The 21992-nt window shown below is 42.0% G+C and carries 17 protein-coding genes; 7 read left to right on the forward strand and 10 right to left on the reverse strand.

From position 1 onward, the window contains the following. Nucleotides 1-55 precede the first annotated feature (55 nt). From sbmA to rplU, 8 genes are all read right to left on the reverse strand, one after another. Nucleotides 56-1246, reverse strand: a complete 1191-nt coding sequence (gene sbmA / locus I2F62_RS06035) for a peptide antibiotic transporter SbmA (RefSeq protein WP_324626122.1) — start codon at nt 1244-1246, stop codon at nt 56-58. Nucleotides 1247-1510: 264 nt separating this feature from the next. Next, nucleotides 1511-1981 (reverse strand): tRNA (cytidine(34)-2'-O)-methyltransferase, encoded by a 471-nt coding sequence (locus I2F62_RS06040; RefSeq protein WP_324626123.1) that lies wholly within the window; start codon nt 1979-1981, stop codon nt 1511-1513. A 30-nt stretch (nt 1982-2011) separates the two neighbouring features. After that, complete coding sequence (gene cysG, locus I2F62_RS06045) at nt 2012-3394, reverse strand: siroheme synthase CysG (protein ID WP_324626124.1); 1383 nt, start codon at nt 3392-3394, stop codon at nt 2012-2014. 55 nt (nt 3395-3449) lie between these two features. Further along, nucleotides 3450-4721 (reverse strand): serine--tRNA ligase, encoded by a 1272-nt coding sequence (gene serS, locus I2F62_RS06050; protein ID WP_324626125.1) that lies wholly within the window; start codon nt 4719-4721, stop codon nt 3450-3452. A gap of 98 nt (nt 4722-4819) precedes the next feature. Then, nucleotides 4820-5584, reverse strand: coding sequence for an RsiV family protein (locus I2F62_RS06055; RefSeq protein ID WP_324626126.1), 765 nt, complete (start codon nt 5582-5584; stop codon nt 4820-4822). Between the two features lie 169 nt (nt 5585-5753). Further along, entirely contained in the window at nt 5754-6443 is a 690-nt protein-coding gene (gene lolA, locus I2F62_RS06060) for an outer membrane lipoprotein chaperone LolA (protein ID WP_324626127.1), read from the reverse strand. A gap of 221 nt (nt 6444-6664) precedes the next feature. Beyond that, nucleotides 6665-6922, reverse strand: a complete 258-nt coding sequence (gene rpmA, locus I2F62_RS06065) for a 50S ribosomal protein L27 (protein WP_324626128.1) — start codon at nt 6920-6922, stop codon at nt 6665-6667. Between the two features lie 18 nt (nt 6923-6940). Further along, nucleotides 6941-7252, reverse strand: a complete 312-nt coding sequence (gene rplU, locus I2F62_RS06070; RefSeq protein WP_324626129.1) for a 50S ribosomal protein L21 — start codon at nt 7250-7252, stop codon at nt 6941-6943. A 334-nt stretch (nt 7253-7586) separates the two neighbouring features. Between rplU and sdsA the strand changes: the two genes are divergently transcribed. The 6 genes from sdsA to adeC all read left to right on the forward strand — a co-directional run bounded on the left by sdsA (nt 7587) and on the right by adeC (nt 17364). Further along, a complete protein-coding gene (sdsA, locus tag I2F62_RS06075) occupies nt 7587-8564 on the forward strand; it encodes an All-trans-nonaprenyl-diphosphate synthase (RefSeq protein ID WP_324626130.1) in 978 nt (325 codons plus the stop codon). Beyond that, entirely contained in the window at nt 8561-10618 is a 2058-nt protein-coding gene (locus tag I2F62_RS06080) for a site-specific recombinase (protein WP_324626131.1), read from the forward strand. Before sdsA ends, I2F62_RS06080 begins: the two co-directional genes overlap by 4 nt. Nucleotides 10619-10843: 225 nt before the next feature. Further along, entirely contained in the window at nt 10844-11449 is a 606-nt protein-coding gene (locus I2F62_RS06085) for a phosphatase PAP2 family protein (RefSeq protein WP_324626132.1), read from the forward strand. Between the two features lie 24 nt (nt 11450-11473). Then, the gene (locus tag I2F62_RS06090; protein ID WP_324626133.1) at nt 11474-12718 is read left to right on the forward strand and encodes an efflux RND transporter periplasmic adaptor subunit; all 1245 of its coding nucleotides are present in this window, start codon (nt 11474-11476) and stop codon (nt 12716-12718) included. Between the two features lie 15 nt (nt 12719-12733). Continuing rightward, nucleotides 12734-15913: an efflux RND transporter permease subunit gene (locus I2F62_RS06095; RefSeq protein WP_324626134.1), complete on the forward strand. Its 3180-nt coding sequence runs from the start codon at nt 12734-12736 to the stop codon at nt 15911-15913. Beyond that, a complete protein-coding gene (gene adeC / locus I2F62_RS06100; protein WP_324626193.1) occupies nt 15913-17364 on the forward strand; it encodes an AdeC/AdeK/OprM family multidrug efflux complex outer membrane factor in 1452 nt (483 codons plus the stop codon). The genes I2F62_RS06095 and adeC overlap by 1 nt, the downstream gene beginning before the upstream one ends. 56 nt (nt 17365-17420) lie before the next feature. Here the strand turns inward: adeC and I2F62_RS06105 are convergent, their stop codons facing one another. Both I2F62_RS06105 and I2F62_RS06110 read right to left on the reverse strand, forming a co-directional pair. Next, nucleotides 17421-18218, reverse strand: coding sequence for an SDR family oxidoreductase (locus tag I2F62_RS06105; RefSeq protein ID WP_324626135.1), 798 nt, complete (start codon nt 18216-18218; stop codon nt 17421-17423). Beyond that, the gene (locus tag I2F62_RS06110) at nt 18215-18934 is read right to left on the reverse strand and encodes a hypothetical protein (protein WP_324626136.1); all 720 of its coding nucleotides are present in this window, start codon (nt 18932-18934) and stop codon (nt 18215-18217) included. Before I2F62_RS06110 ends, I2F62_RS06105 begins: the two co-directional genes overlap by 4 nt. 144 nt (nt 18935-19078) lie before the next feature. On the opposite strand from I2F62_RS06110, the gene I2F62_RS06115 reads away from it, so the two are divergent. After that, entirely contained in the window at nt 19079-21985 is a 2907-nt protein-coding gene (locus tag I2F62_RS06115) for a valine--tRNA ligase (RefSeq protein ID WP_324626137.1), read from the forward strand. Nucleotides 21986-21992: the final 7 nt, after the last annotated feature.

Genomic DNA, 21992 nt, shown 5'->3' on the forward strand with positions numbered 1-21992 from the left:
ATAAACCGCAGATTTGAAAGCGTAAATTTAACCATTTCAAATCTGCAAAGTTTGGTTATTTTAAAATTGACTCAAAGGCTTTTAAACGCTTATAAATTGAAAGCAATTCAATAATGGTTGGCCAAGAGCTAATTAAATATTGAAACGAACTGCGTACTTGGTCAAATACGTTATTAATTTGCGACATCAGCCCAAGGGTCATTTTTCCTGCGGCAATACTTGGAAAAAGCACAAACAAACTATAAATATTATCGAGCTGTAAATACCAAATTCGAGCCAAGTTAAAATAAACATAATGGAAATATAAGCGGAAATAATTGGTACGAACGTTTGAGAAAAGTTCTTTTAAGGTTGCAGGTTGCGCACGCTCGGCATGATCTTCACCATACACCAATTCTTTACGATACGCCGCCTCAACTTTTTGATTATTAAATTCTAAGCCCGGCAGTTTAATGCCAATGGCGGCCAAAACTACGGTTCCAAACAACGCCCAAACAATCGCTGCCCAAACCAATGAATGAGGAATTGCCCCAACAAATGGTAATTCGGTGACATGTTCAGACAGTTTAAAAAGGATTGGCAGAAAGGCAATCAGCGTCATCAATGCTTTGACAAAGTTAACCCCTAAATTTTCGGTGGTGGTTGCAAAACGCATGGTATCTTCTTGAATACGTTGCGAAGCCCCTTCAATATGTCTGAGTTGTTCCCAATGGGCGGCATAATAGTCATTCATTGCCGTGCGCCAGCGAAATACATAATGGCTGACAAAAAATGAATTCAGCACAGAAATGGTCACAGCCACCATGGCAATGTTTAAAAAGGTCATTGATCCAAGATAAAGATCTTTAACATCCCCACCACTAGCCAACATTTTTTGGATTAAATCGTAAAACGGGTTGTACCAAGCATTGACCAATACGCCCACTTCAACGCTAAACCAGATATTAAATAAAATAAAAGCAGAACCCCAAATCGCCCAGCGCTGCCATGGATTTTTAGAACAGATTTTCCAAAAGGTTGCGAACACAACCGTTGCCACAAAAAACCATAAATAGAACCATAAAAAGGCGGGCGACCAAAATCTGCTGACACCAATCGGTAGTTCAGCATTGGCGTAACCGGCCGGAAAACCCAACCATGTTCCCCATTCCTTGCCCCCCGAATGCCATAATGCAAGGTTAACAAAGAACCAAATTACAAATGAAAGAAAAAAGCTTTTCGGTGCAGGAAAAAAAGATTTAAACATGATGCACAGATCATCCTTTAATTATTCAATGAACTCATTATCTGCATAATACGCATTAAAATCTTAAAAATGCGATAAATCTGTGTAATTTTCTTGTTGCTACGCTAAATCTATTCAAGACAAATTCACATTTTTTGAGGATGAATAAAACATGCCAATTGAGTTGATTTAATCTCTAAATCTAGAATTTCTGACTTATCTGGAAATATTGCTTAAAAATAAAAAAGTGCCAAAACTGGCACTTAAATTGTGTTTAAAGATGAATTACAGCGTTTTAAAACCTTGCTGACGCCATGCTTCATACACAATTACCGCAGTTGCATTCGACAAATTCAAGCTGCGTGAATTCTCGGCCATAGGTAGGCGAATCCACTGTTCTTGAGGAAACATTAAACGTACCGCTTCTGGTAAACCACGCGTTTCTGGGCCCATTAATACCGCAACAGGACGATTTAAATCGACCGTATGCGGTGTAGCCGATCCCTTAGTCGTTAAAGGGAAAATATGCTGCACACCTTGAGCCGTTAAGTTTTCAAGGCATTGTTCAATAGTGTCCCAAATTTTCATGTTTGCATATTCGTGATAATCCAAGCCCGCACGTTTAAGCTTTTTATCATCTAATTCAAAGCCTAAGGGTTTAACCAAATGCAACTGCGCCCCTGTATTCGCACATAAACGAATGATATTTCCTGTATTTGCAGGAATTTCAGGTTCGAATAAAACAACATGAATCACTTCATTACTCTCTTTTAAATACGTATCGATTTACTTACGTTCGTTCCATTGCAGTTGCTCGCGCAAAGTAACCACTTCCCCAATAATGGTGAGTGTGGGAGCTTGAATTTGATGCGCTTCAACTTTGGATGCAATATCTTGTAATGTTCCAACCACAACTTTTTGCTCGGGCGTCGTGCCTTTTGAAATTAAAGCCACCGGCATATTTGCACGTTGTCCATGCGCAATCAGCTGCTGACAAATTCGCTCTAAGCCCACCAAGCCCATGTATAAAACCAAGGTTTGGTTTTCATAAACCAATTCTTTCCATGGCAATTCAGGTGAGCCTTCCTTTAAATGCCCCGTTAAAAAGCGCACACTTTGTGCGTAATCGCGATGGGTTAACGGAATGCCCGCGTAGGCTGAACAGCCCGATGCCGCAGTAATACCCGGCACAACCTGAAAAGAAATACCCGATGCAAATAATTCTTGAATTTCTTCGCCACCACGCCCAAAAATAAACGGATCGCCACCTTTTAGGCGACAAACGCGCATGCCCTGCTGTGCATATTCAACCAACAAGGCATTAATACCATCCTGCGGGACACTGTGATTTGAACGTGCTTTGCCCACATAAATTTTTGTGGCATCGCGGCGGCACAAATCTAAAATGGGTGGAGAAACCAAACGGTCATAAATGACCACATCGGCTTGTTGCATTAAACGCAGTGCTTTTAAGGTTAATAATTCAGGATCGCCTGGGCCTGCACCCACCAAGTACACTTCGCCTTTTGGAATCGACCAATTATCTAAGGCTTGTTGCATAAGCAGATCGGCAGTTTCAGTATTGCCTGCAAACACTTGCTCTTTTAAAGGGCTTGCATACAACTCTTCCCAAAATACACGGCGTTGGTCTGGATTGGATATTTTCGCTTTAACCCGTTTACGCCACTGGCCAGAAAACTCAGCCAATGCTCCCATACCTTGCGGCACCAAAGTTTCAATTTGAGTACGTAATTGACGAGACAAAACCGGCGATGACCCATTCGATGCCACGGAAATCACCAAGGGCGAACGGTCAATAATGGCAGGCACCATAAAGCGACAATGTGGAATATCATCCACACTATTCACCAAAAGGTTTTTCTGCTCGCACAGCACAAACACCAAACGATTGACTTCAGGAACATCTGTGGCTGCAATCACCAAGCGATAAGGACAGTTTAAGTCTGACTCAGTAAACGCATGTTGCAAAAATTGACCAGACGATTGCTGCACAATTTCAAGTAGATTTGCTTCAATTTCAGGGGCAACCACATCCACAATTGCCCCTGCTTTTTGCAATAAAACCGCTTTACGATAAGCAATACTCCCGCCACCAACGATCAAACATTTTTGCTGCTGCAACTTGAGCGAAATTGGAAAAATTTCCAAAACAATCTCCTAATTTCTTTAATCCAATCGTTTTAAGCAAGAAGCATGCACAAGATTAATCGATGTAAGCTAAACCGCCCATATATGGGCGTAACACTTCTGGCACTTCTATCGAACCATCAGCACGTTGGTAATTTTCCATCACCGCAAGTAAGGTACGACCAACCGCCAAACCTGAACCATTGAGCGTATGCACCAATTCGGTTTTCTTTTGGTCTGTGCGGTAACGTGCTTTCATACGGCGTGCTTGGAAATCACCCATATTTGAAATACTTGAAATTTCACGATAGGTATTTTGGCTTGGCACCCAAACTTCTAGGTCATAGGTTTTGGTTGAACCAAAGCCCATATCGCCACCACAAAGTAAGATTTTACGATATGGCAAACCGAGCGCCTGTAAAATGCCTTCTGCATGTGTGGTCATATCTTCAAGCACTTGCATTGAATCTTCAGCTTTAACAATTTGAACCATTTCGACTTTATCGAATTGGTGCTGACGGATTAATCCACGTGTATCGCGTCCATAAGAACCGGCTTCACTACGGAAACATGGTGTATGCGCGGTATATTTTAACGGTAAACGTTCGGCATCAATAATTTCGTCACGGACAAAGTTAGTCACAGGAACTTCAGCCGTTGGAATTAAATAATATTCTTTTTCGCCTTGAAGCTTAAATAAATCTTCTTCAAATTTAGGGAGTTGACCTGTACCACGCAATGAATCTGCATTGACCAAATACGGCACATACGCTTCGGTATAACCATTTTTAAGCGTGTGTGTATCCAGCATAAACTGGGTTAAAGCACGATGTAAACGCGCCAAAGGGCCTTTCATCACGCTAAAACGAGAACCCGTCAATTTGGTTGCGGTTTCAAATTCTAAACCACCCATGAACTCACCTAAGTCGGTGTGGTCTTTAATGTCGAAATCGAATTGGCGTGGCGTACCCCATTTTAAAATTTCAAGATTATCGCTTTCATCTTTACCATTAGGCACAGAGGCATCGGGTAAATTTGGAATAGACAATAATTTTTGTTCAAGCTCATTTTGTAATTCGGCAAGCGCAACTTCTGCGGCTTTAATTTCATCACCAATGGCTTGCATACGCGCCATAATTTCGGATGCATCGCCACCTGATTTTTTGATCTGCCCGACTTGCTTAGCACCCGTATTACGCTCTGCCTGCAAATTTTCTGTTTTCGATTGCAGTTCTTTACGGCGTGTTTCTAAGGTTGCCCATTCCTCAACATTTAATTGCACACCACGTTTTGCTAGCGCCTGATTTACGGCTTCAATATTGCTTCTAAGTAATTTTGGGTCGATCATAACCAGTCAAATTGCATAAAAAAGATTGCTGAATAGTGTAAGCGCTTCACCATAAAAAATATAGTCATCTCTCACACTACAAAGCACATTTGAACCGCTTACTTAGGTAAATATTCAGGTTTAATTAAACCTTGCGCCATGTGGTATGGCAAAGTCAGCTCAGGCATGCCATCGGCATACGAAGCAATTTCATATAACGGATAGACAAACACAATTCCATGCACGCCATAATAAAAATTATCACTTAATTCGAGCTTGTCTTTACTTAGTTCATGCTCGCTCAGCCATTGTTGATTGGCCTCATACAATGCATCAATCACTTGCTGCTGTTTACCCGTTTGCACTAACTGATCGGCCATCACCCGTTGTTTACGGCTTAAATCTAAAACCACATAGTCTGAATGATACATTCCATGCGCAGCGCCAGCGTTGTAACTTGAAGAATCTAGCACAAAGCTTGCTAAATGATTATTTTGTCCCAAATAACGCGCGCGATACTGATTTTGATTCACTTGACTTGGATTCACCTCAGAGGCAGCTTTTTGAGTCGCTTTAAATGCAAGCGGCACATCTTTTTTGATACGCTGTAAAAAGTATTCATCAATCCACGCCACATTGGTTTTAACCGTAGCTAATTGATAATTGGTACATTCATCAGTTTCACAGACCACAGATTGTTGTAATTTGACTGGAACGGTTTGTGCAGTAATTAAAGGAATCGCTTGTTCTGCATTTTCTGAGCTGTTTTGCTTTGCTGCATCGGCTTGATTTGTAGATGAAGATGGCTGGCAACCTGCTAAAAACCCTGCCAACACCAAGACAGACAATAAGGTTTTAGGATAATGACGATCCCACTGTAACATGATAGAACTTTCCTAAACTCTGATTTATTTCACTATACAAAAGTTATTCGATTAAAAAAAATAATAAAAATGTATCTTATACCCACAAAGAAAAAACGCCATAGGCAGATTCGCTATGGCGTTCTATGAGTATTAAATGATAAACATCACCACAATTTAGCGGTATAGATTATTGATCAATAATATCTGTGCCTTTAGGTGGAGTAAAATTAAAGGTTGCAGCAGGAATACTGGCATTCTTATTCACTTGGCTAAACTTCACCGTGGTGGTTTGCCCTAAAGAATCATTTAAAATCATCAACGATGGCGTGCCATTTGCAGCAAAACTCATGGTCAAATTCAAAAATGCACTGTCTTTGGCTTTAGGTGTTAAGGTGTAATAGGTTTTGCTGCTATCAGGTTGCGTCACCCGATAAGACTGCATAATCTGACTGGTATTGCCAGACAACAATAACGCAGGCGTATTGGCGACCTGATCACTTAAATTTTGACGCACCGCTTGCTGCAAATCAGGATCATAAATCCAGACTGTTTTGCCCGAAGTAACAATGGTTTGTTTTGAAGGCGACGTGGTTTCCCAGAAGAATTTACCTGGACGTGCAACCTTCATGACCCCTTGAAATGTTTGATTTAAATGCTGAGAACTCAACCCTTTTTTCTGAACAGGTTTTTGACCATTCGCTTTGGTTGTTTGAGTAAAATTTGCCGAAAAGCTATGCAAGCCAGTTAATTGCTTAACTAAATTTTGTGTTGCTTGTTGCTCAGACACAGGCGCCGCGAAAACATTCATACTGACTACAGGTGTTACAAGGGCAACCCCTAAAATACTTGCGCTGATATTTCGACCAAGCACATTCATACGCTCACCTTCTATTATGTTTTTAAATGAAAAATTATCACAGCCACTATACTAACCAACACAGCCACCGCACTAAATATAGAAATGAAGAAATTTTGTATCGTTCTGTCTTCGGTTTTGTGAGCATGGTTTAAATTTTGAATAAACTATGAAGCATGCACCTCACAACAAACATAAAAAAAGCCTGCATAAGCAGGCCTTTTTTTATAGCAGTTTAATACTTATTCAGCATCAACTGTTACATAGCGACGGCCAAATTGACCTTTCACTTCAAACTTTACTACGCCGTCAGCGGTCGCAAATAAAGTATGGTCACGGCCCATACCTACGTTTGCACCAGCGTGGAACTCAGTACCACGTTGACGAACGATGATGTTACCAGCAGTTACTGATTGACCACCGTAAATTTTTACGCCTAACATTTTAGGATTCGAATCACGACCGTTTTTAGTCGATCCACCAGCTTTTTTAGAAGCCATGTCTATTACTCCTCGTGATTAGCCTGAAATACCAGTAATTTTCAACTCGGTAAACCATTGACGGTGACCTTGTTGTTTACGGTAATGTTTACGACGACGCATTTTAATAATACGGATTTTGTCGTGACGACCATGGCTAACTACTTCTGCAGTTACTTTAGCGCCAGCAACAACTGGAGCACCAATTTGAACGTTGTCACCGTTTACAAGCATTAATACATCATCAAATGTAATAGTTGTACCAGTTTCAGCTTTCAATAATTCTACTTTAAGGGTTTCACCCTCAACAACGCGGTGCTGTTTACCACCGGTTTGGATTACTGCGTACATATCGTACTCCACACTGCCCGTGTCGTCGTGCCAATACAAGGATATATTGATCTTAAAACGATCGCCACTGGGTATTATTCAAAGGCGGTTATTTTATGAAAAAAACCATAAAATCTCAAGCAATGTTTATACTTTTTTCTAAAACTGCGTTAGGTTTCGTTAAAGATCATACAAATCAACGCAAATCTGCGTTGCAATTTAGGAAACTTTAAACAAATTATGGTATAAATCAAACGCTCAAGCAGACCAGCAAACCCGTTTAAGCGATATCTACATTAGGTTGCTTAGACAAATAACATTTTATCTTTTAAATAGATCTAAGGTTTCTATTGATATGACCATTGATTTTAAGCATGACATTCTCGCGCCTGTTGCCGCTGACTTTGCAGCGATGGATACGTTCATCAATGAAGGCATTAGCTCTAAAGTCGGATTGGTCATGTCGGTCAGTAAACATGTCGTTGAAGCCGGCGGCAAACGCATGCGCCCGATTATGTGTTTACTTGCAGCACAAGCCTGCGGAGAAACAAATCTATTAAAAACACAGCGTCTTGCTGCGGTGATCGAAATGCTACATACCGCAACATTGGTACATGATGATGTGGTCGATGAATCCAATTTACGCCGTGGTCGCCCAACCGCCAATGCCACATGGAATAATCAAACAGCAGTTTTAGTTGGCGATTTTTTAATTGCCCGCGCTTTTGATTTATTGGTCGATTTAAACGACATGGTCTTGTTAAAAGAATTCTCGACAGGAACCTGTGAAATTGCCGAAGGTGAAGTCTTACAATTACAAGCACAACACCAACCCGACACCACCGAGCAAACTTACCTGAGTATTATTCATGGTAAAACGTCTCGCTTATTTGAATTGGCGACCGAAGGTGCGGCCATTTTGGCGGGCAAACCCGAATATCGAAGCGCTTTGAAACAATATGCTGGTCATTTTGGCAATGCTTTTCAAATTATTGATGATATTTTGGACTACACATCCGATGCAGAAACTTTAGGTAAAAACATTGGTGATGACCTCATGGAAGGCAAACCAACCTTACCTTTAATCTCGGCATTACAAAACACATCTGGTGAAGAACACCAGATTATTCGTAAGAGTATTGCAACGGGCGGATTGACTGAACTTGACCGTGTCATCGAAATTGTTCAAACTTGTGGGGCTTTAGACTACTGTCTTGAACGCGCCAAGCAAGAAACACAAGCTGCACTGACTGCTTTAGAGGTACTTCCTGAAAGCGCTTCGCGTCAGGCCTTACACAATTTAGCGATGCTAGCATTAGATAGAGTTCAATGATTAACCAATCCACATCAAATCAATTACTCCAACAGATTAGAACATCTATACAGCAGCAACTCGATTCTAGTGTTGCTGCTGTGAATGAACAACCCTTAGTCGACTTTATTGAAGTTTTACGCCCAAAAAACACCAAAGATAACCAAGAAATTCAGCAAAACATTAGTACGGCAATACAAATTATTTTACAAACGCCGGATTTTTCGAATTTACTGCATCAATATATTCTTAAACTGATCACCCAATATAAACAAACCAAACTTTATGCCGACAGCGGCATTTTATCTTTAGATGGCTTTTGGGATCAGCTGGGTCAGCGCCTTGTTTCTCGCATACTTCCACCACTTGAAGATGACACGCAGCTACAAGATTTAATCACCAAAGTTTTTTATAAACCGAGCGACCGCTATTGGTTAGAACGCATTGACGCCAACGATTGGGCGCTTTTATTTGGTTTATTCGACCAAGGTTTGACCGACCCAAACATTAAAAACCATTTACAGCACAGCCTAATTAAAGCCATTAATGTTCTAAGCTATCGCATTAGCGGGATTGGATTATTCCCCGAACTGATTTATGCCGAACCCAAACTGACCGAGTATGAGTCGCCTTTTATTGCACAAAATAGAGAGATGCTACAATTTATCCAGCAATTGAATTTGTCTATTCAGCAAGGTGAACAGCATAGCGAAAGCATTCCCGATGCCGCCGCTGTATTTGTAATGATTGAACAATGTAAAGACGTGGTGACCAGCATTCGCCGTGCCACCAAACGCATTGGTGTCAGCTTAAATTTAACCTATTTATTAACTGTTTTAGAGCAAAGTTTAGATCGCTTAGAGGTTCTATTACAGCTCATTAACCCTGTTTCCACGGCAAGAACCACGGCAAGTAAAGAATTACTCTCCGACTTGGTCAAAGCCATTCACAATGAAAAAAGTGTCGGGGCATTACTGTCTGCCAATAGTGAACTTTTAGCACTGCAAGTGACAGAAAATGCCAGTAAGACCGGCGAACATTATGTAAGTAGCGACAAAAAAGGCTTTTTTGGCATGTACCGCGCGGCAGCAGGTGCAGGTTTTATTATTGCCATTATGGCAACCATTAAAATTTTGTTTTCACGCTTAGTACTTTCACCGTTTATGTACGCTTTTAGCTATAGCATGAATTATGCGCTGGGCTTTGTATTTATTCATCTTCTTCATTTTACCGTTGCAACCAAACAACCCGCTATGACTGCCGCTGCATTAGCATCAACCGTACAGCACAGAAAAGGTAGTAAAACCGCGCAACTGGCTGAACTTGCTGAATTGATTGTCAATATTATCCGAACGCAATTTATTGCCATTTTGGGTAACATTAGCATTGCCATTCCAACGGCGGGAATCATCACTTATCTTTGGCCGATTATTTGGCATGAACCGTTGTTAAACACGAGCAAAGCCGCCTACACGCTACACGCCTTAGACCCGTTTACTTCATTGGCTGTGCCACATGCAGCGATTGCAGGCGTGTGTCTATTTTTGTCTGGCTTAATTGCTGGTTATTTTGACAACATGGCCATTTATCGAAAAATTGGCCCACGCATCAAAGCCCACAAAGGTTTACATAAACTGTTAGGTGAAGAACGTCAAAATCAATTTGCAGACTATATTGAACGTAATTTAGGTGCTTTAGCAGGTAACTTTTTATTCGGGATTATGCTCGGTAGCATTGGCACCATTGGCTTTATTTTGGGTTTACCTTTCGATATTCGTCACATCGCCTTTGCCTCTGCCAATTTAATTCAAGGTTTAATGTGTATTCAAAGCCCAGATATCGGCATTATTTTGGTGTCAATTCTTGGGGTCATTTTAATTGGTTTGACCAACTTATTTGTGAGCTTTTCACTCACCATTATTGTGGCACTGCGTGCACGTCGGGTACGTTTTGAACAATGGAATCCTTTGGCAAAATTAGTGCTAACGCACTTTTTTACCCGTCCAAGCGACTTTTTTTGGCCACCTAAAAACGATAGTCATATTCAACATTCAGATCCATCGTCAAAGCACTAAGTCATCCTATTCATTAAAAAAATGAATAGGAAAAATAAAATCTACACCAGATTTTTCTGTATGATTGATATTGTTTCTGTTTGGTAACCAAGTTCTACGCTTGTGTTATAACATGGGCTAAGCTTGAAAGAATTAATTAAATTTTGATATTGAAATAAAGTGTACTGGTTAGTACACTTAGCACATTCACAAAAGTATTCAAACCATCACTGTAAAGGATTTGTTATGCCCAACCTTTATATCTATATAGGTGGCATCTTGTTAGCAGCCAGTGCAATTGTTTTGCAATTTGGCTTTGCAAACATGTTCGATATTTCAACAGTTCAATGGTTTAGTCAGCATAGAACGCCTGTGCTTGATGCACTCACTCAAGTGTTTGCACTGATGGGTGGCATGCCTTTTGTGTCGATACTTACAGTACTCTGGTGCTTATATTTTTTATTGAAACAGCAATATGGGCTCGTTCTGTTTATTGTTGCTGGCATCATCGGCAGCATAATCATTGGCTGGTCACTAAAGTGGGCAATTGATCGTCCCCGTCCAGAAGTTATTTATGCCATTGTAAAAAGTTATGGTCCATCTTTCCCAAGTGCACATAGTTTATATGCTGCAACTTTAGTCAGTCTTGGAGCATGCATTTATCGCAAGCAAAATGTTTATTGGGTTGCGCTAGGTATTTTATGGTGGTTCACGATGGGAATTTCAAGAATCTATGCTGGAGTTCATTTTCCAACAGATGTTTTCGCTGGATGGGGGCTTGGTTTTTTATGGATCGCGCTCTTGTGGCAATTACGCTTACGGATAAATCAAAACGCTTTGGGTTTATTTTAAAAAATCTATAAAAGAGGTGAAACAATGATGTCAGCTAAGCTTTGGGCGCCTGCCCTTACTGCTTGCGCATTAGCAACAAGCATCGCACTTGTTGGCTGTGGTAACAATAAAAAAGAGTCCGAACAAGCTGCGGCAGCTGCTCAACAGGCGCCTATGGCTCAAGTCGGAGTAATTGTTGCACAAGCCCAAAATGTCGAAAAAACAGTCGAATTGGCCGGAAGAACGTCACCGTACGAAGTTTCAGAAGTGCGACCACAAACAGGTGGTGTGATTTTGAAACGTCTTTTTGCTGAAGGCAGTTATGTCAAAGCAGGACAAGCGTTATATCAGCTTGACCAACGGACCAATAGCGCAGCTGTTGAAAATGCCAATGCTGCGGTATTACAGCAAAGTGCCAACTTAGCGTCATTACGAACCAAAGCCAATCGTTATCAACAATTAATTGGCATTAATGCGGTGTCTAAGCAAGACTATGACGACTTATTGGGGCAAATTCGCGTTGCACAAGCGCAAGTTGAAGCTGCAAAAGCCGAAGTTAAAAATGCCAGAATTAACCTAGATTATTCAACGATTCGCGCGCCAATTTCTGGTCAAACCAACCGTTCGACCGTTACCACAGGCGCATTGGTTACGGCAAACCAAAGCAATGCGTTGGTCACCATTCAGCGTTTAGATCCGATTTATGTCGATATTAATCAATCGAGTAGCGACTTATTGCGCCTACGCCAAGAATTGAAAAAAGGCAGCTTAGGCAACAGCAACAATGCCAAAGTTAAACTGAAACTTGAAGATGGCAGCACCTACCCCATTGAAGGCACCTTGGCATTCTCTGATGCAAGCGTAGACAGCAATACAGGCAGTGTCACCATTCGTGCAATTTTCCAAAATCCAGATCATTTACTGCTTCCGGGCATGTATACCTCGGCACAAATTGTTGAAGGCGTTTTACAAAACGTTTATCGCATTCCGCAAGTTGCTGTGACCCGCACCCCAACCGGTCAAGCCACGCTATTTGTTGTGAACCAAAAAGGCATAATTGAAGTACGTAATGTCGAAACTTCAGGCACGCAAGGCACCGATTGGATTATCTCTAAAGGCTTAAATGCAGGAGATAAAGTGGTGATCGATGGTGTGGCGAAGGTTAAAGAAGGTCAGCAAGTAAAAACTGTACCGTATCAGGCACAACCTAGCGCAGCAGCACCAGCGAAACCTGCCGCAACGCAAACTCAGACATCCTCGACTGAATCAAAAGCAAAATCTAATGCTTAAAAAGGGATAGATTGAATGGCTAAGTTTTTTATTCATCGCCCAATTTTTGCTTGGGTGATTGCATTGGTGATTATGCTGGCGGGGATTATCACGCTCAGCAATATGCCCATTGCACAATATCCGACCGTTGCCCCACCGCAGATTAGTATTTCTGCATCGTATCCGGGTGCATCGGCTGAAACTTTAGAAAATACGGTTACTCAAGTCATTGAACAACAAATGAATGGCTTGGATGGACTGCGTTACATTAGTTCGCAAAGTACATCTAATGGTACCGTTTCTATTAATGTCAATTTCAAACAAGGCGTTGATGCCAACATTGCACAAGTACAAGTTCAAAATAAATTACAAACTGCAACAGCATCGTTACCTGAAATTGTACAGCGTCAAGGCATCACCATTCGAAAATCTGGCGCAAGCTTCCTACAAGTTCTGGCGTTTTATTCTCCAGATAACAGCTTGTCCGATGCGTATATTAAAGACTATGTAAACTCAAACATTAAAGACACGCTAAGCCGTGTACAAGGCGTGGGTGAAGTTCAAGTCTTTGGTGGCTCTTATGCCATGCGTATTTGGCTTGATCCAAATAAATTGACCAGTTACCAACTCACACCTAGCGATGTAAGTGCGGCAATTACGGCACAAAATGCGCAGGTTGCGGTTGGTCAATTAGGCGGTGCGCCTGCGGTTGAAGGGCAAGTGCTGAATGCAACCGTAAATGCGCAAAGCATGTTGCAAACACCAGAACAGTTTGAAAATATCATTCTGAAAAATACAACTTCTGGTGCGCAAGTTCATCTCAAAGACGTTGCACGGGTTGAGCTAGGTGCGGAAAACTATCAATTCCAATCTAAATTTAATGGTAAACCGGCTGCGGGTATCGCGATTCGTTTATCTACCGGCGCCAATGCTTTAGATACAGCAAAAAATGTTGATGCGGCTTTAGAAAAACTTCGTCCGACCTATCCTGCGGGCTTAAAAGACGATATCGCGTTTGATACCACACCGTTTATTCAGCTTTCCATTGAAAACGTTGTACATACGCTCATCGAAGCGATTGTACTGGTTTTCATTGTCATGTTCTTGTTCTTACAAAACTGGCGCGCAACCATTATTCCAACCCTTGCCGTTCCTGTGGTTGTGCTGGGAACTTTTACCGTTATTAACTTATTTGGCTTCTCGATTAACACCTTGTCGATGTTTGCAATGGTGTTAGCAATTGGTCTGTTGGTCGATGATGCAATTGTTGTGGTCGAAAACGTCGAACGGATTATGCAAGAGGAACATCTTGATCCGGTCACGGCAACAGAAAAGTCCATGAGCCAAATTACCGGTGCATTAATTGGTATTACCAGCGTATTAACTGCGGTATTCGTACCAATGGCATTTTTTAGCGGTACCACTGGGGTGATTTATCGTCAGTTCTCGTTAACGCTTGTCACCGCAATGGTGTTATCGTTAATTATTGCGCTGACCTTTACCCCTGCCCTGTGTGCAACCATATTAAAGCAGCATGACCCGAACAAAGCGCCAAGCAATAGTCTTTTTGCACGCTTTTTCCGTGGCTTTAATAACGGCTTTGACAAGTTATCGCAACGCTATCAAAACGGCGTGAACCGCATGACGCATAGCAAGCTGTTCTCTGCTATTTTATATCTTGCGGTGTTTGGGCTGTTTGGCTTCATCTTTAAAGCATTGCCAACGTCATTCTTACCCGATGAAGATCAGGGCGTGATCATGACTTTGGTACAACTACCGAATAATGCAACGCTTGAACGTACCACCAAAACTTTAGACACCATTAGCAACCATTTCCTAACACAGGAAAAAGCCAGTGTTGCTTCGGTCTTTTCAGTTTCAGGTTTCTCATTTACCGGTCAAGGGCAAAACCAAGGTTTGGCTTTTGTAAAATTAAAAGATTGGGCCGACCGTAAAACACCAGATACTCAAGTATCTGCACTGATTGGTCGTTCTATGGCATTAAATGGTATGGTTAACGATGCCTCTTTAATTTTCCCATTACAACTTCCGGCAATGCCAGAGCTTGGTGTCAGCCAAGGCTTTGACTTCATGCTAAAAGATGTGAATGGTCAAGGCCATGAGAAATTGCTTGCTGCACGTAATGCAATTTTAGGCTTAGCTGCTCAAGATAAACGCTTGATGGCAGTGCGCCCAAATGGCATGAACGATACACCACAATATAAAATTGATATTGACCAAGCGAAAGCAGGTTCAATGGGTGTCAGCACGTCAGATATTAACAACACCATGAGTATTGCTTGGGGTGGTCGTTATGTGAATGACTTTATTGACCACGGTCGAATCAAAAAAGTTTATCTTCAAGGTCAAGCAGATAGCCGCATGATGCCTGAAGACTTAAACAAATGGTATGTGCGTAACTCGTCAGGTGAAATGGTTCCATTCTCAAGCTTTGCCAGTGGTTATTGGACCTATGGTTCACCGCGTCTTGAGCGCTACAATGGCGTATCATCCATGAACATTCAAGGTTCAGCTGCGCCGGGTGTCAGCTCTGGTCAAGCCATGCAAGCAATGCATGAAATTATGCAAAAGCTGCCATCTATGGGCCTTACAGGCTTTGACTATGAATGGACTGGACTGTCTTTAGAAGAGCAAGATTCAGGCAAACAAGGCCCTGCGTTATATGCACTTTCGTTATTGATTGTCTTCTTATGCTTGGCGGCATTATATGAAAGTTGGTCTGTGCCGTTCTCGGTATTATTGGTTGTTCCACTCGGTTTAGTGGGTGCAGTTGGACTGACCTTCTTAGGTTTAAGTATTTTACATAACCCGAACCTATCGAATAACATTTACTTCCAAGTGGCGCTGATTGCGGTAATTGGTTTGTCGGCGAAAAATGCGATTTTGATTGTCGAATTTGCTAAAGAGCTGCAAGAAAAAGGCGAAAATTTATTTGATGCAACCATGCATGCGGCCAAATTACGTTTACGTCCAATCATTATGACTACGCTGGCCTTTGGTTTTGGTGTCTTGCCTTTAGCTCTTTCTTCAGGTGCAGGTGCAGGTAGCCAACATTCGGTCGGTTATGGCGTTATTGGCGGTGTATTAACATCTACTTTCTTAGGTATTTTCTTTATCCCAGTATTCTTTGTATGGATTCGTAGTATCTTTAAATACAAACCGAAGAATACAAATCATCAGGAGCATACATCGTGATGCAACAGGCAAAATCTACTTTTGCACGTGGCTTTGCAGTTTCTGCACTTGCGCTTGCTTTGACCGCGTGTCAAAGCATGCGTGGCCCAGAACCTGTAACTAAAGCAGATATTCCAACGGGCTATACCTATAAGGGCAGCAATCAAGCGTCTATTGCAGCGCAAGGTTATAAAGACTTTTTTGCAGATCCGCGTTTAATTCAAGTCATTGATTTAGCATTGCAAAATAACCGTGATTTACGTACTGCTGCCCTGAACATTCAAAAGGTTCAGCAGCAATATCAAATTACTCAAAACGATCAGTTACCAACCATTGGTAGTTCTGCAAGTTTTACCCGTGCTGCGTCGGCCAATACCGACTATAAACCCATGAATGTTTATCAAGTGGGTTTAGGGGTAACTTCTTACGAGCTTGATTTTTGGGGACGCGTTCGTAGCCTAAAAGATGCAGCTTTGGATACTTATCTTGCAACGCAAAGTGCGCACGATTCAACTCAAATTAGTTTGATTAGTCAGGTGTCGGAAGCGTGGTTAGGTTATTCTTATGCCAACGCAAATTTACGCCTTGCTGAACAAACATTACAAGCTCAGCAACAGTCGTATAACTTAAATAAGCGCCGTTTCGATGTCGGTATCGACAGCGAAGTGCCTTTACGCCAAGCGCAAATTTCAGTTGAAACGGCGCGTAATGACGTTGCCGAGTACAAAACCCAAGTGGCACAAGCACAAAACTTGTTAAATTTATTGGTTGGCCAGCCAGTACCGAATGAATTGTTACCAACACAAACTGTGCAGAAAATTACCAGCCAGTCTGTATTTGGTACAGGCTTACCAAGTGATTTATTGAATAATCGTCCCGATGTTCAACAAGCCCAATATCAACTCAGTGCGGCAGGTGCCAACATTGGCGCGGCAAAAGCACGTTTGTTCCCAACCATTAGCTTAACCAGCGCGGCAGGTTTTGCATCGACCGATTTGTCGAGCTTGTTTAAATCGGGTTCATTTGTTTGGTCATTGGCACCAAGTCTTGATTTACCCATCTTTGACTGGGGCACACGTAAAGCAAATGTGAAGATTTCTAAGACAGATCAGCAAATTGCTTTAGCGTCTTATGAAAAATCTATTCAAAATGCGTTCCGTGAAGTTAACGATGCATTAGCGATTCGTCAAAATATTGGTGATCGTCTATCTGCACAGCGCAGATTGGTTGAAGCCACCAATAAAAACTATCAACTTTCTAGCGCGCGTTTCCGTGCAGGAATTGATAATTACTTGACTGTTTTAGATGCGCAACGCTCAAACTACACGGCGCAAAAAAGCCTATTGGTTTTAGAGCAAGCGAATTTGAATAATCAAATTGAGCTGTATAAAACACTTGGTGGTGGCATAAAAGCCAACACGTCTGATCAAGTTCAGCATCAACCGTCTAGCCAAGAATTAAAAAACAATTAATTCTGATGCAAATACAAATGCTCACTTCGGTGAGCATTTTTTTATCAATTGAAAAGTTATTTCACCTTTACTTTACGAATCATTTTATACAAAAGCTGTGGTGCAACCCGAGACAATGCCACGCCTAATTTCTCTTTCATTCCACCAATCACAATATAATCTTGCCCTGCTAAAACCGCAGAGATGGCACGTTTAGCAAAGCTATTCGCATCTAAGCCCTGTTCAATGGCAGAATCTTGCTGTGCTTGCGGATTGCCTGCACCATTTAACGCATTTAAGGATACATTGGTATGTACAAATCCAGGGAAAATGACGGATACTGCAAGGCCCTGATCTGCAACTTCCGCTCTTAAACTGTTTGCCCACATATGAATTGCCGCTTTGGCTGCGGCGTAACTCGCACGATATTGCGTCCCCACCAGCCCTGCGACACTTGAAATGAAGATAATTTTTCCATGTCCTTGCGCCAAAAGTGTCGGTAAAACTGTTTTGGTTAAAAACACTTGGCCAAAATAGTCGACTTCCATAATTTTGCGTTCGGTTTGCATGGAGGTTTCAGAAATTAAAGCTCGTTGACTCACGCCTGCATTATTGATTAACCAATCAATCCGACCTTTTTTCTGCAATACGGTTTGATGTGCCGCAAGCACTTGCGCTTCATTGGTCACATCCATCAGCACATAATCATGTCGTTTAGGTTGCGCTAAACTTTGTAGTACGTTTTTAAGCTCATCTTCACGACGTGCCGACAAGATCACCTGTGCGCCTTGCGCAGCACAGACCAAAGCCAATGCCTGCCCAATACCTGACGATGCACCTGTAATCCAAACCACTTGGTCTTGTAATGTTGTCATGGATTTTTTTCCGTAAGCTGTACGCATTCAAATGCCGATTCGCTGTCTAAAAAACTTAAAAAATGCTCGATATAAAATGGTGCAACATCTAAGCCAACTTCTTGCCCTAATTGGGTTAAACGTTTATAGGCTAAGTTACAACACACTTGAATCACACCATTTAAGGTTTTATCTACCACCAAATTAAATTTAAGCAGTTGTTTCGGCTGATAAATTAATTGCTGCACGCCTAAATCAATCATTTGAATTAAACAGGCAAAGGCATCTTGAATCGCTGCTCGCTGCCCGTTTTGTACCTGTTCAATGGCAGTATTCGTTTTTAATACCAGTGCGTGATCTACGTTATATTTCAAAAAAATCTGTTCTGAGGTCGGCACAATCATGGCATCAAAATAATCAACCACTGGCTTTAAGCGCGCGTTACTTAACAAGGCAATCGACCACGGTAAATATTTTTGAATGGCATTCACCACATGCGCAATCACTTTTTCGGCGTCATCGGCAATATCATAACCGTGCGCCAAACGAATACGGCGTTTTTGCTGTTCAAGTAATTCAATAAATGCTTGCTGCACAATTTGTACCGCAACCTCTGCAAAAACCGCACCTAACGCATGTGCCTGTTTGGCGGAGGAATGGGTGTTGAGTGCGGTTTGAATTGCTAAAAATTTCTGATAAGACTCGGTATTTACCTTTAAATAAACCGCGTACGCCATACAAAACATCGTCCTTAATCTTTGCTATACCCTAACATTTTATAGCAAAAGATGTGAATCTGAATCTGTGCAGTCACCTCGCGCAAGGATTGTTTTTTTTGCTACAATAGATGCAATTTTTTATGTACTTTTGATCAGTTCATTATGACCGACGCTCAAGCAACCAATGCTCAGAACATTGCAACCACCTATGACCCAACCGATATCGAACGCAAATGGTATCAAACATGGGAAGAAAAAGGCTATTTCAAGCCATCCGGTCAAGGTGATTCATTTTGTATCATGATTCCACCGCCAAACGTCACCGGCAGTTTGCACATGGGTCATGGTTTTAACAATGCCATTATGGATGCATTGACCCGTTATAACCGTATGTCAGGTAAAAATACCTTATGGCAACCGGGAACGGACCACGCAGGGATTGCCACGCAAATGGTGGTTGAGCGTCAATTGGCCGCCCAAGATGTAAGCCGTCATGACTTAGGCCGTGAAAAATTCATTGAAAAAGTCTGGGAATGGAAAGAAAAATCGGGCGGTGCAATTACCCAACAAATTCGTCGTTTAGGTTCATCGGTGGATTGGTCACGTGAACGCTTTACCATGGACGATGGTTTATCCAATGCCGTTAAAGAAGTCTTTGTAAAATTACATGAACAAGGCTTAATTTACCGTGGCAAACGCTTGGTCAACTGGGATCCAAAATTACAAACTGCCCTGTCTGACTTAGAAGTTGAGTCTGATAAAGAAGAAGCAGGTTCATTGTGGCACTTTAAATATTTCTTTGAAGATAAAAGCTTACGCACCCACGATGGTAAAGATTACATCGTAGTCGCCACCACACGTCCTGAAACTTTATTGGGCGATACAGCGGTTGCAGTTGCCTTAGATGACGAACGCTATGCGCACTTGGTTGGTCAAAAACTGATTTTGCCAATTACTGGCCGTAGCGTTGAAATTGTGAAAGATGAATATGTCGATAAAGAGTTCGGAACAGGCTGTGTAAAAATCACCCCTGCGCACGACTTTAACGACTATGAAGTTGGTAAGCGTTGTGAACTCGCGATTATCAACATCTTTAACAAAAACGCCGAAATTTTGGCAGAGTTTGAATATATCGCTAAAGCGGGCGAGCAAATTTCTAAAACCATCCCTGCCCCTGCGGATTATATTGGTTTAGAGCGTTTTGAAGCACGTAAAAAACTGGTTGAACAAGCCGAAGCTGAAGGTTGGTTAGAACAAATTCAACCATATACGCTTAAACCACCTCGTGGCGACCGTTCAGGTGTGATTGTTGAGCCATTATTGACAGATCAATGGTATGTGAAAATTGCGCCATTGGCACAACCTGCAATTGAAGCGGTACAAGATGGTCGGATTAAGTTTGTGCCTGAACAGTACAGCAATATGTACATGGCATGGATGAACAACATTCAAGATTGGTGTATTTCACGTCAATTGTGGTGGGGTCACCGTATTCCAGCTTGGTACGATGCCGAAGGCAATGTCTATGTCGGTCGTGACGAAGCTGAAGTGCGTGCTAAACACAAGCTCGCACCTGAAGTTGAATTAAACCAAGATGAAGATGTACTCGACACATGGTTCTCATCAGGTTTATGGACTTTCTCTACTTTAGGTTGGACCGGTGATGAAGCCAAAGACAAAGCCAACTATTTCTTAAATACCTTCCACCCAACCGACGTGTTGGTGACCGGTTTTGACATTATCTTCTTCTGGGTGGCGCGTATGATTATGCTGACCATGCACTTTATGAAGAATGAAGATGGCACGCCACAAATTCCGTTTAAAACTGTGTATGTGCATGGTTTGGTGCGTGATGGCGAAGGTCAAAAAATGTCAAAATCGAAAGGCAACGTGCTTGATCCTTTAGATTTGATTGATGGTGTCGACCTTGAAACCTTAGTACAAAAACGTACGACGGGGTTGATGAACCCGAAACAAGCGGCAAAAATTGAAAAATCGACCCGTAAAGAATTCCCAGAAGGCATTCAAGCTTACGGTACAGATGCGGTACGTTTCACCTTCTGTGCGCTTGCCAATACGGGTCGTGACATCAAATTTGATATGAAACGTGTGGAAGGTTACCGTAATTTTGCCAATAAAATTTGGAACGGTACCCGTTTTGTGATGATGAATATTGAAGGTCAAACTGTGGCGCAAACGGCACAGCCTGAGCTTTGGGAATTACCAGAGCAATGGATTGTCAGCCGTTTACAAAAAGCGGAAGCGACGGTACAGCAAGCCTTTGCAACCTACCGCCTAGACCTCGCCGCACAAGCGATTTACGAGTTTATTTGGAACGAATATTGCGATTGGTATGTTGAGCTGACCAAGCCTGTTTTAAATGACGAAAACGTCAGTGAAGCACGTAAAGCCGAAGTACGCCGTGTGTTATTGGCGGTGATGGAAGCCTCGTTACGTCTAGCACACCCAATTATGCCGTATTTGACTGAAGAAATTTGGCAAACACTGGCACCAAAAATTGGTTTGGGCGGTGAAACCATCATGATGGCGGAATACCCAGTTGCCAACCCTGAAAAAATCAATGAGCAAGCCGAGGCCGATATGCAATGGCTACAAGGCTTAATTGGTGCGGTGCGTAATATTCGTGGTGAAATGGGCTTAGGTAATGCACGTTTATTGCCTGTGTTATTGCAAAACACCACCGATGCCGAAAAAGCACAAATTGCGCGTATTGAGCCGTTGTTTAAAGCCTTGGCAAAAGTTGAAAGCATTACCTTCTTGGCAGATGCTGAACAACCGCCATTGTCTTCTTCTTCGGTTGTCGGTCATGTGTCGGTATTTGTACCAATGAAAGGTTTGATTGACCCGAAAGCTGAGTTGGGTCGTTTGCAAAAAGACTTAGACAAAGTGCAAAAGCAACATGACCAAATTGCTACTAAATTGGGCAATGAAGGTTTTGTGGCAAAAGCACCTGCGGCTGTGGTTGAAGGTGAAAAAGCCAAGTTGGCTGAATTTGCGGATCAGTTAGTGAAGATTAAAGCAAATATGGATCAGATTGCAGCGCTTTGATGTGTTG

The organism is Acinetobacter sp. MD2(2019) (assembly GCF_035615615.1).
In the GTDB taxonomy this organism is placed as follows: domain Bacteria; phylum Pseudomonadota; class Gammaproteobacteria; order Pseudomonadales; family Moraxellaceae; genus Acinetobacter.

Coding starts and splice junctions, on each gene's coding strand:
- sbmA (WP_324626122.1), bottom strand. CDS start 1,246: ATGTTTAAATCTTTTTTTCCTGCACCGAAAAGCTTTTTTCTTTCATTT.
- serS (WP_324626125.1), bottom strand. CDS start 4,721: ATGATCGACCCAAAATTACTTAGAAGCAATATTGAAGCCGTAAATCAG.
- I2F62_RS06055 (WP_324626126.1), bottom strand. CDS start 5,584: ATGTTACAGTGGGATCGTCATTATCCTAAAACCTTATTGTCTGTCTTG.
- lolA (WP_324626127.1), bottom strand. CDS start 6,443: ATGAATGTGCTTGGTCGAAATATCAGCGCAAGTATTTTAGGGGTTGCC.
- rpmA (WP_324626128.1), bottom strand. CDS start 6,922: ATGGCTTCTAAAAAAGCTGGTGGATCGACTAAAAACGGTCGTGATTCG.
- rplU (WP_324626129.1), bottom strand. CDS start 7,252: ATGTACGCAGTAATCCAAACCGGTGGTAAACAGCACCGCGTTGTTGAG.
- sdsA (WP_324626130.1), top strand. CDS start 7,587: ATGACCATTGATTTTAAGCATGACATTCTCGCGCCTGTTGCCGCTGAC.
- I2F62_RS06080 (WP_324626131.1), top strand. CDS start 8,561: ATGATTAACCAATCCACATCAAATCAATTACTCCAACAGATTAGAACA.
- I2F62_RS06085 (WP_324626132.1), top strand. CDS start 10,844: ATGCCCAACCTTTATATCTATATAGGTGGCATCTTGTTAGCAGCCAGT.
- I2F62_RS06090 (WP_324626133.1), top strand. CDS start 11,474: ATGATGTCAGCTAAGCTTTGGGCGCCTGCCCTTACTGCTTGCGCATTA.
- I2F62_RS06095 (WP_324626134.1), top strand. CDS start 12,734: ATGGCTAAGTTTTTTATTCATCGCCCAATTTTTGCTTGGGTGATTGCA.
- adeC (WP_324626193.1), top strand. CDS start 15,913: ATGCAACAGGCAAAATCTACTTTTGCACGTGGCTTTGCAGTTTCTGCA.
- I2F62_RS06105 (WP_324626135.1), bottom strand. CDS start 18,218: ATGACAACATTACAAGACCAAGTGGTTTGGATTACAGGTGCATCGTCA.
- I2F62_RS06110 (WP_324626136.1), bottom strand. CDS start 18,934: ATGGCGTACGCGGTTTATTTAAAGGTAAATACCGAGTCTTATCAGAAA.
- I2F62_RS06115 (WP_324626137.1), top strand. CDS start 19,079: ATGACCGACGCTCAAGCAACCAATGCTCAGAACATTGCAACCACCTAT.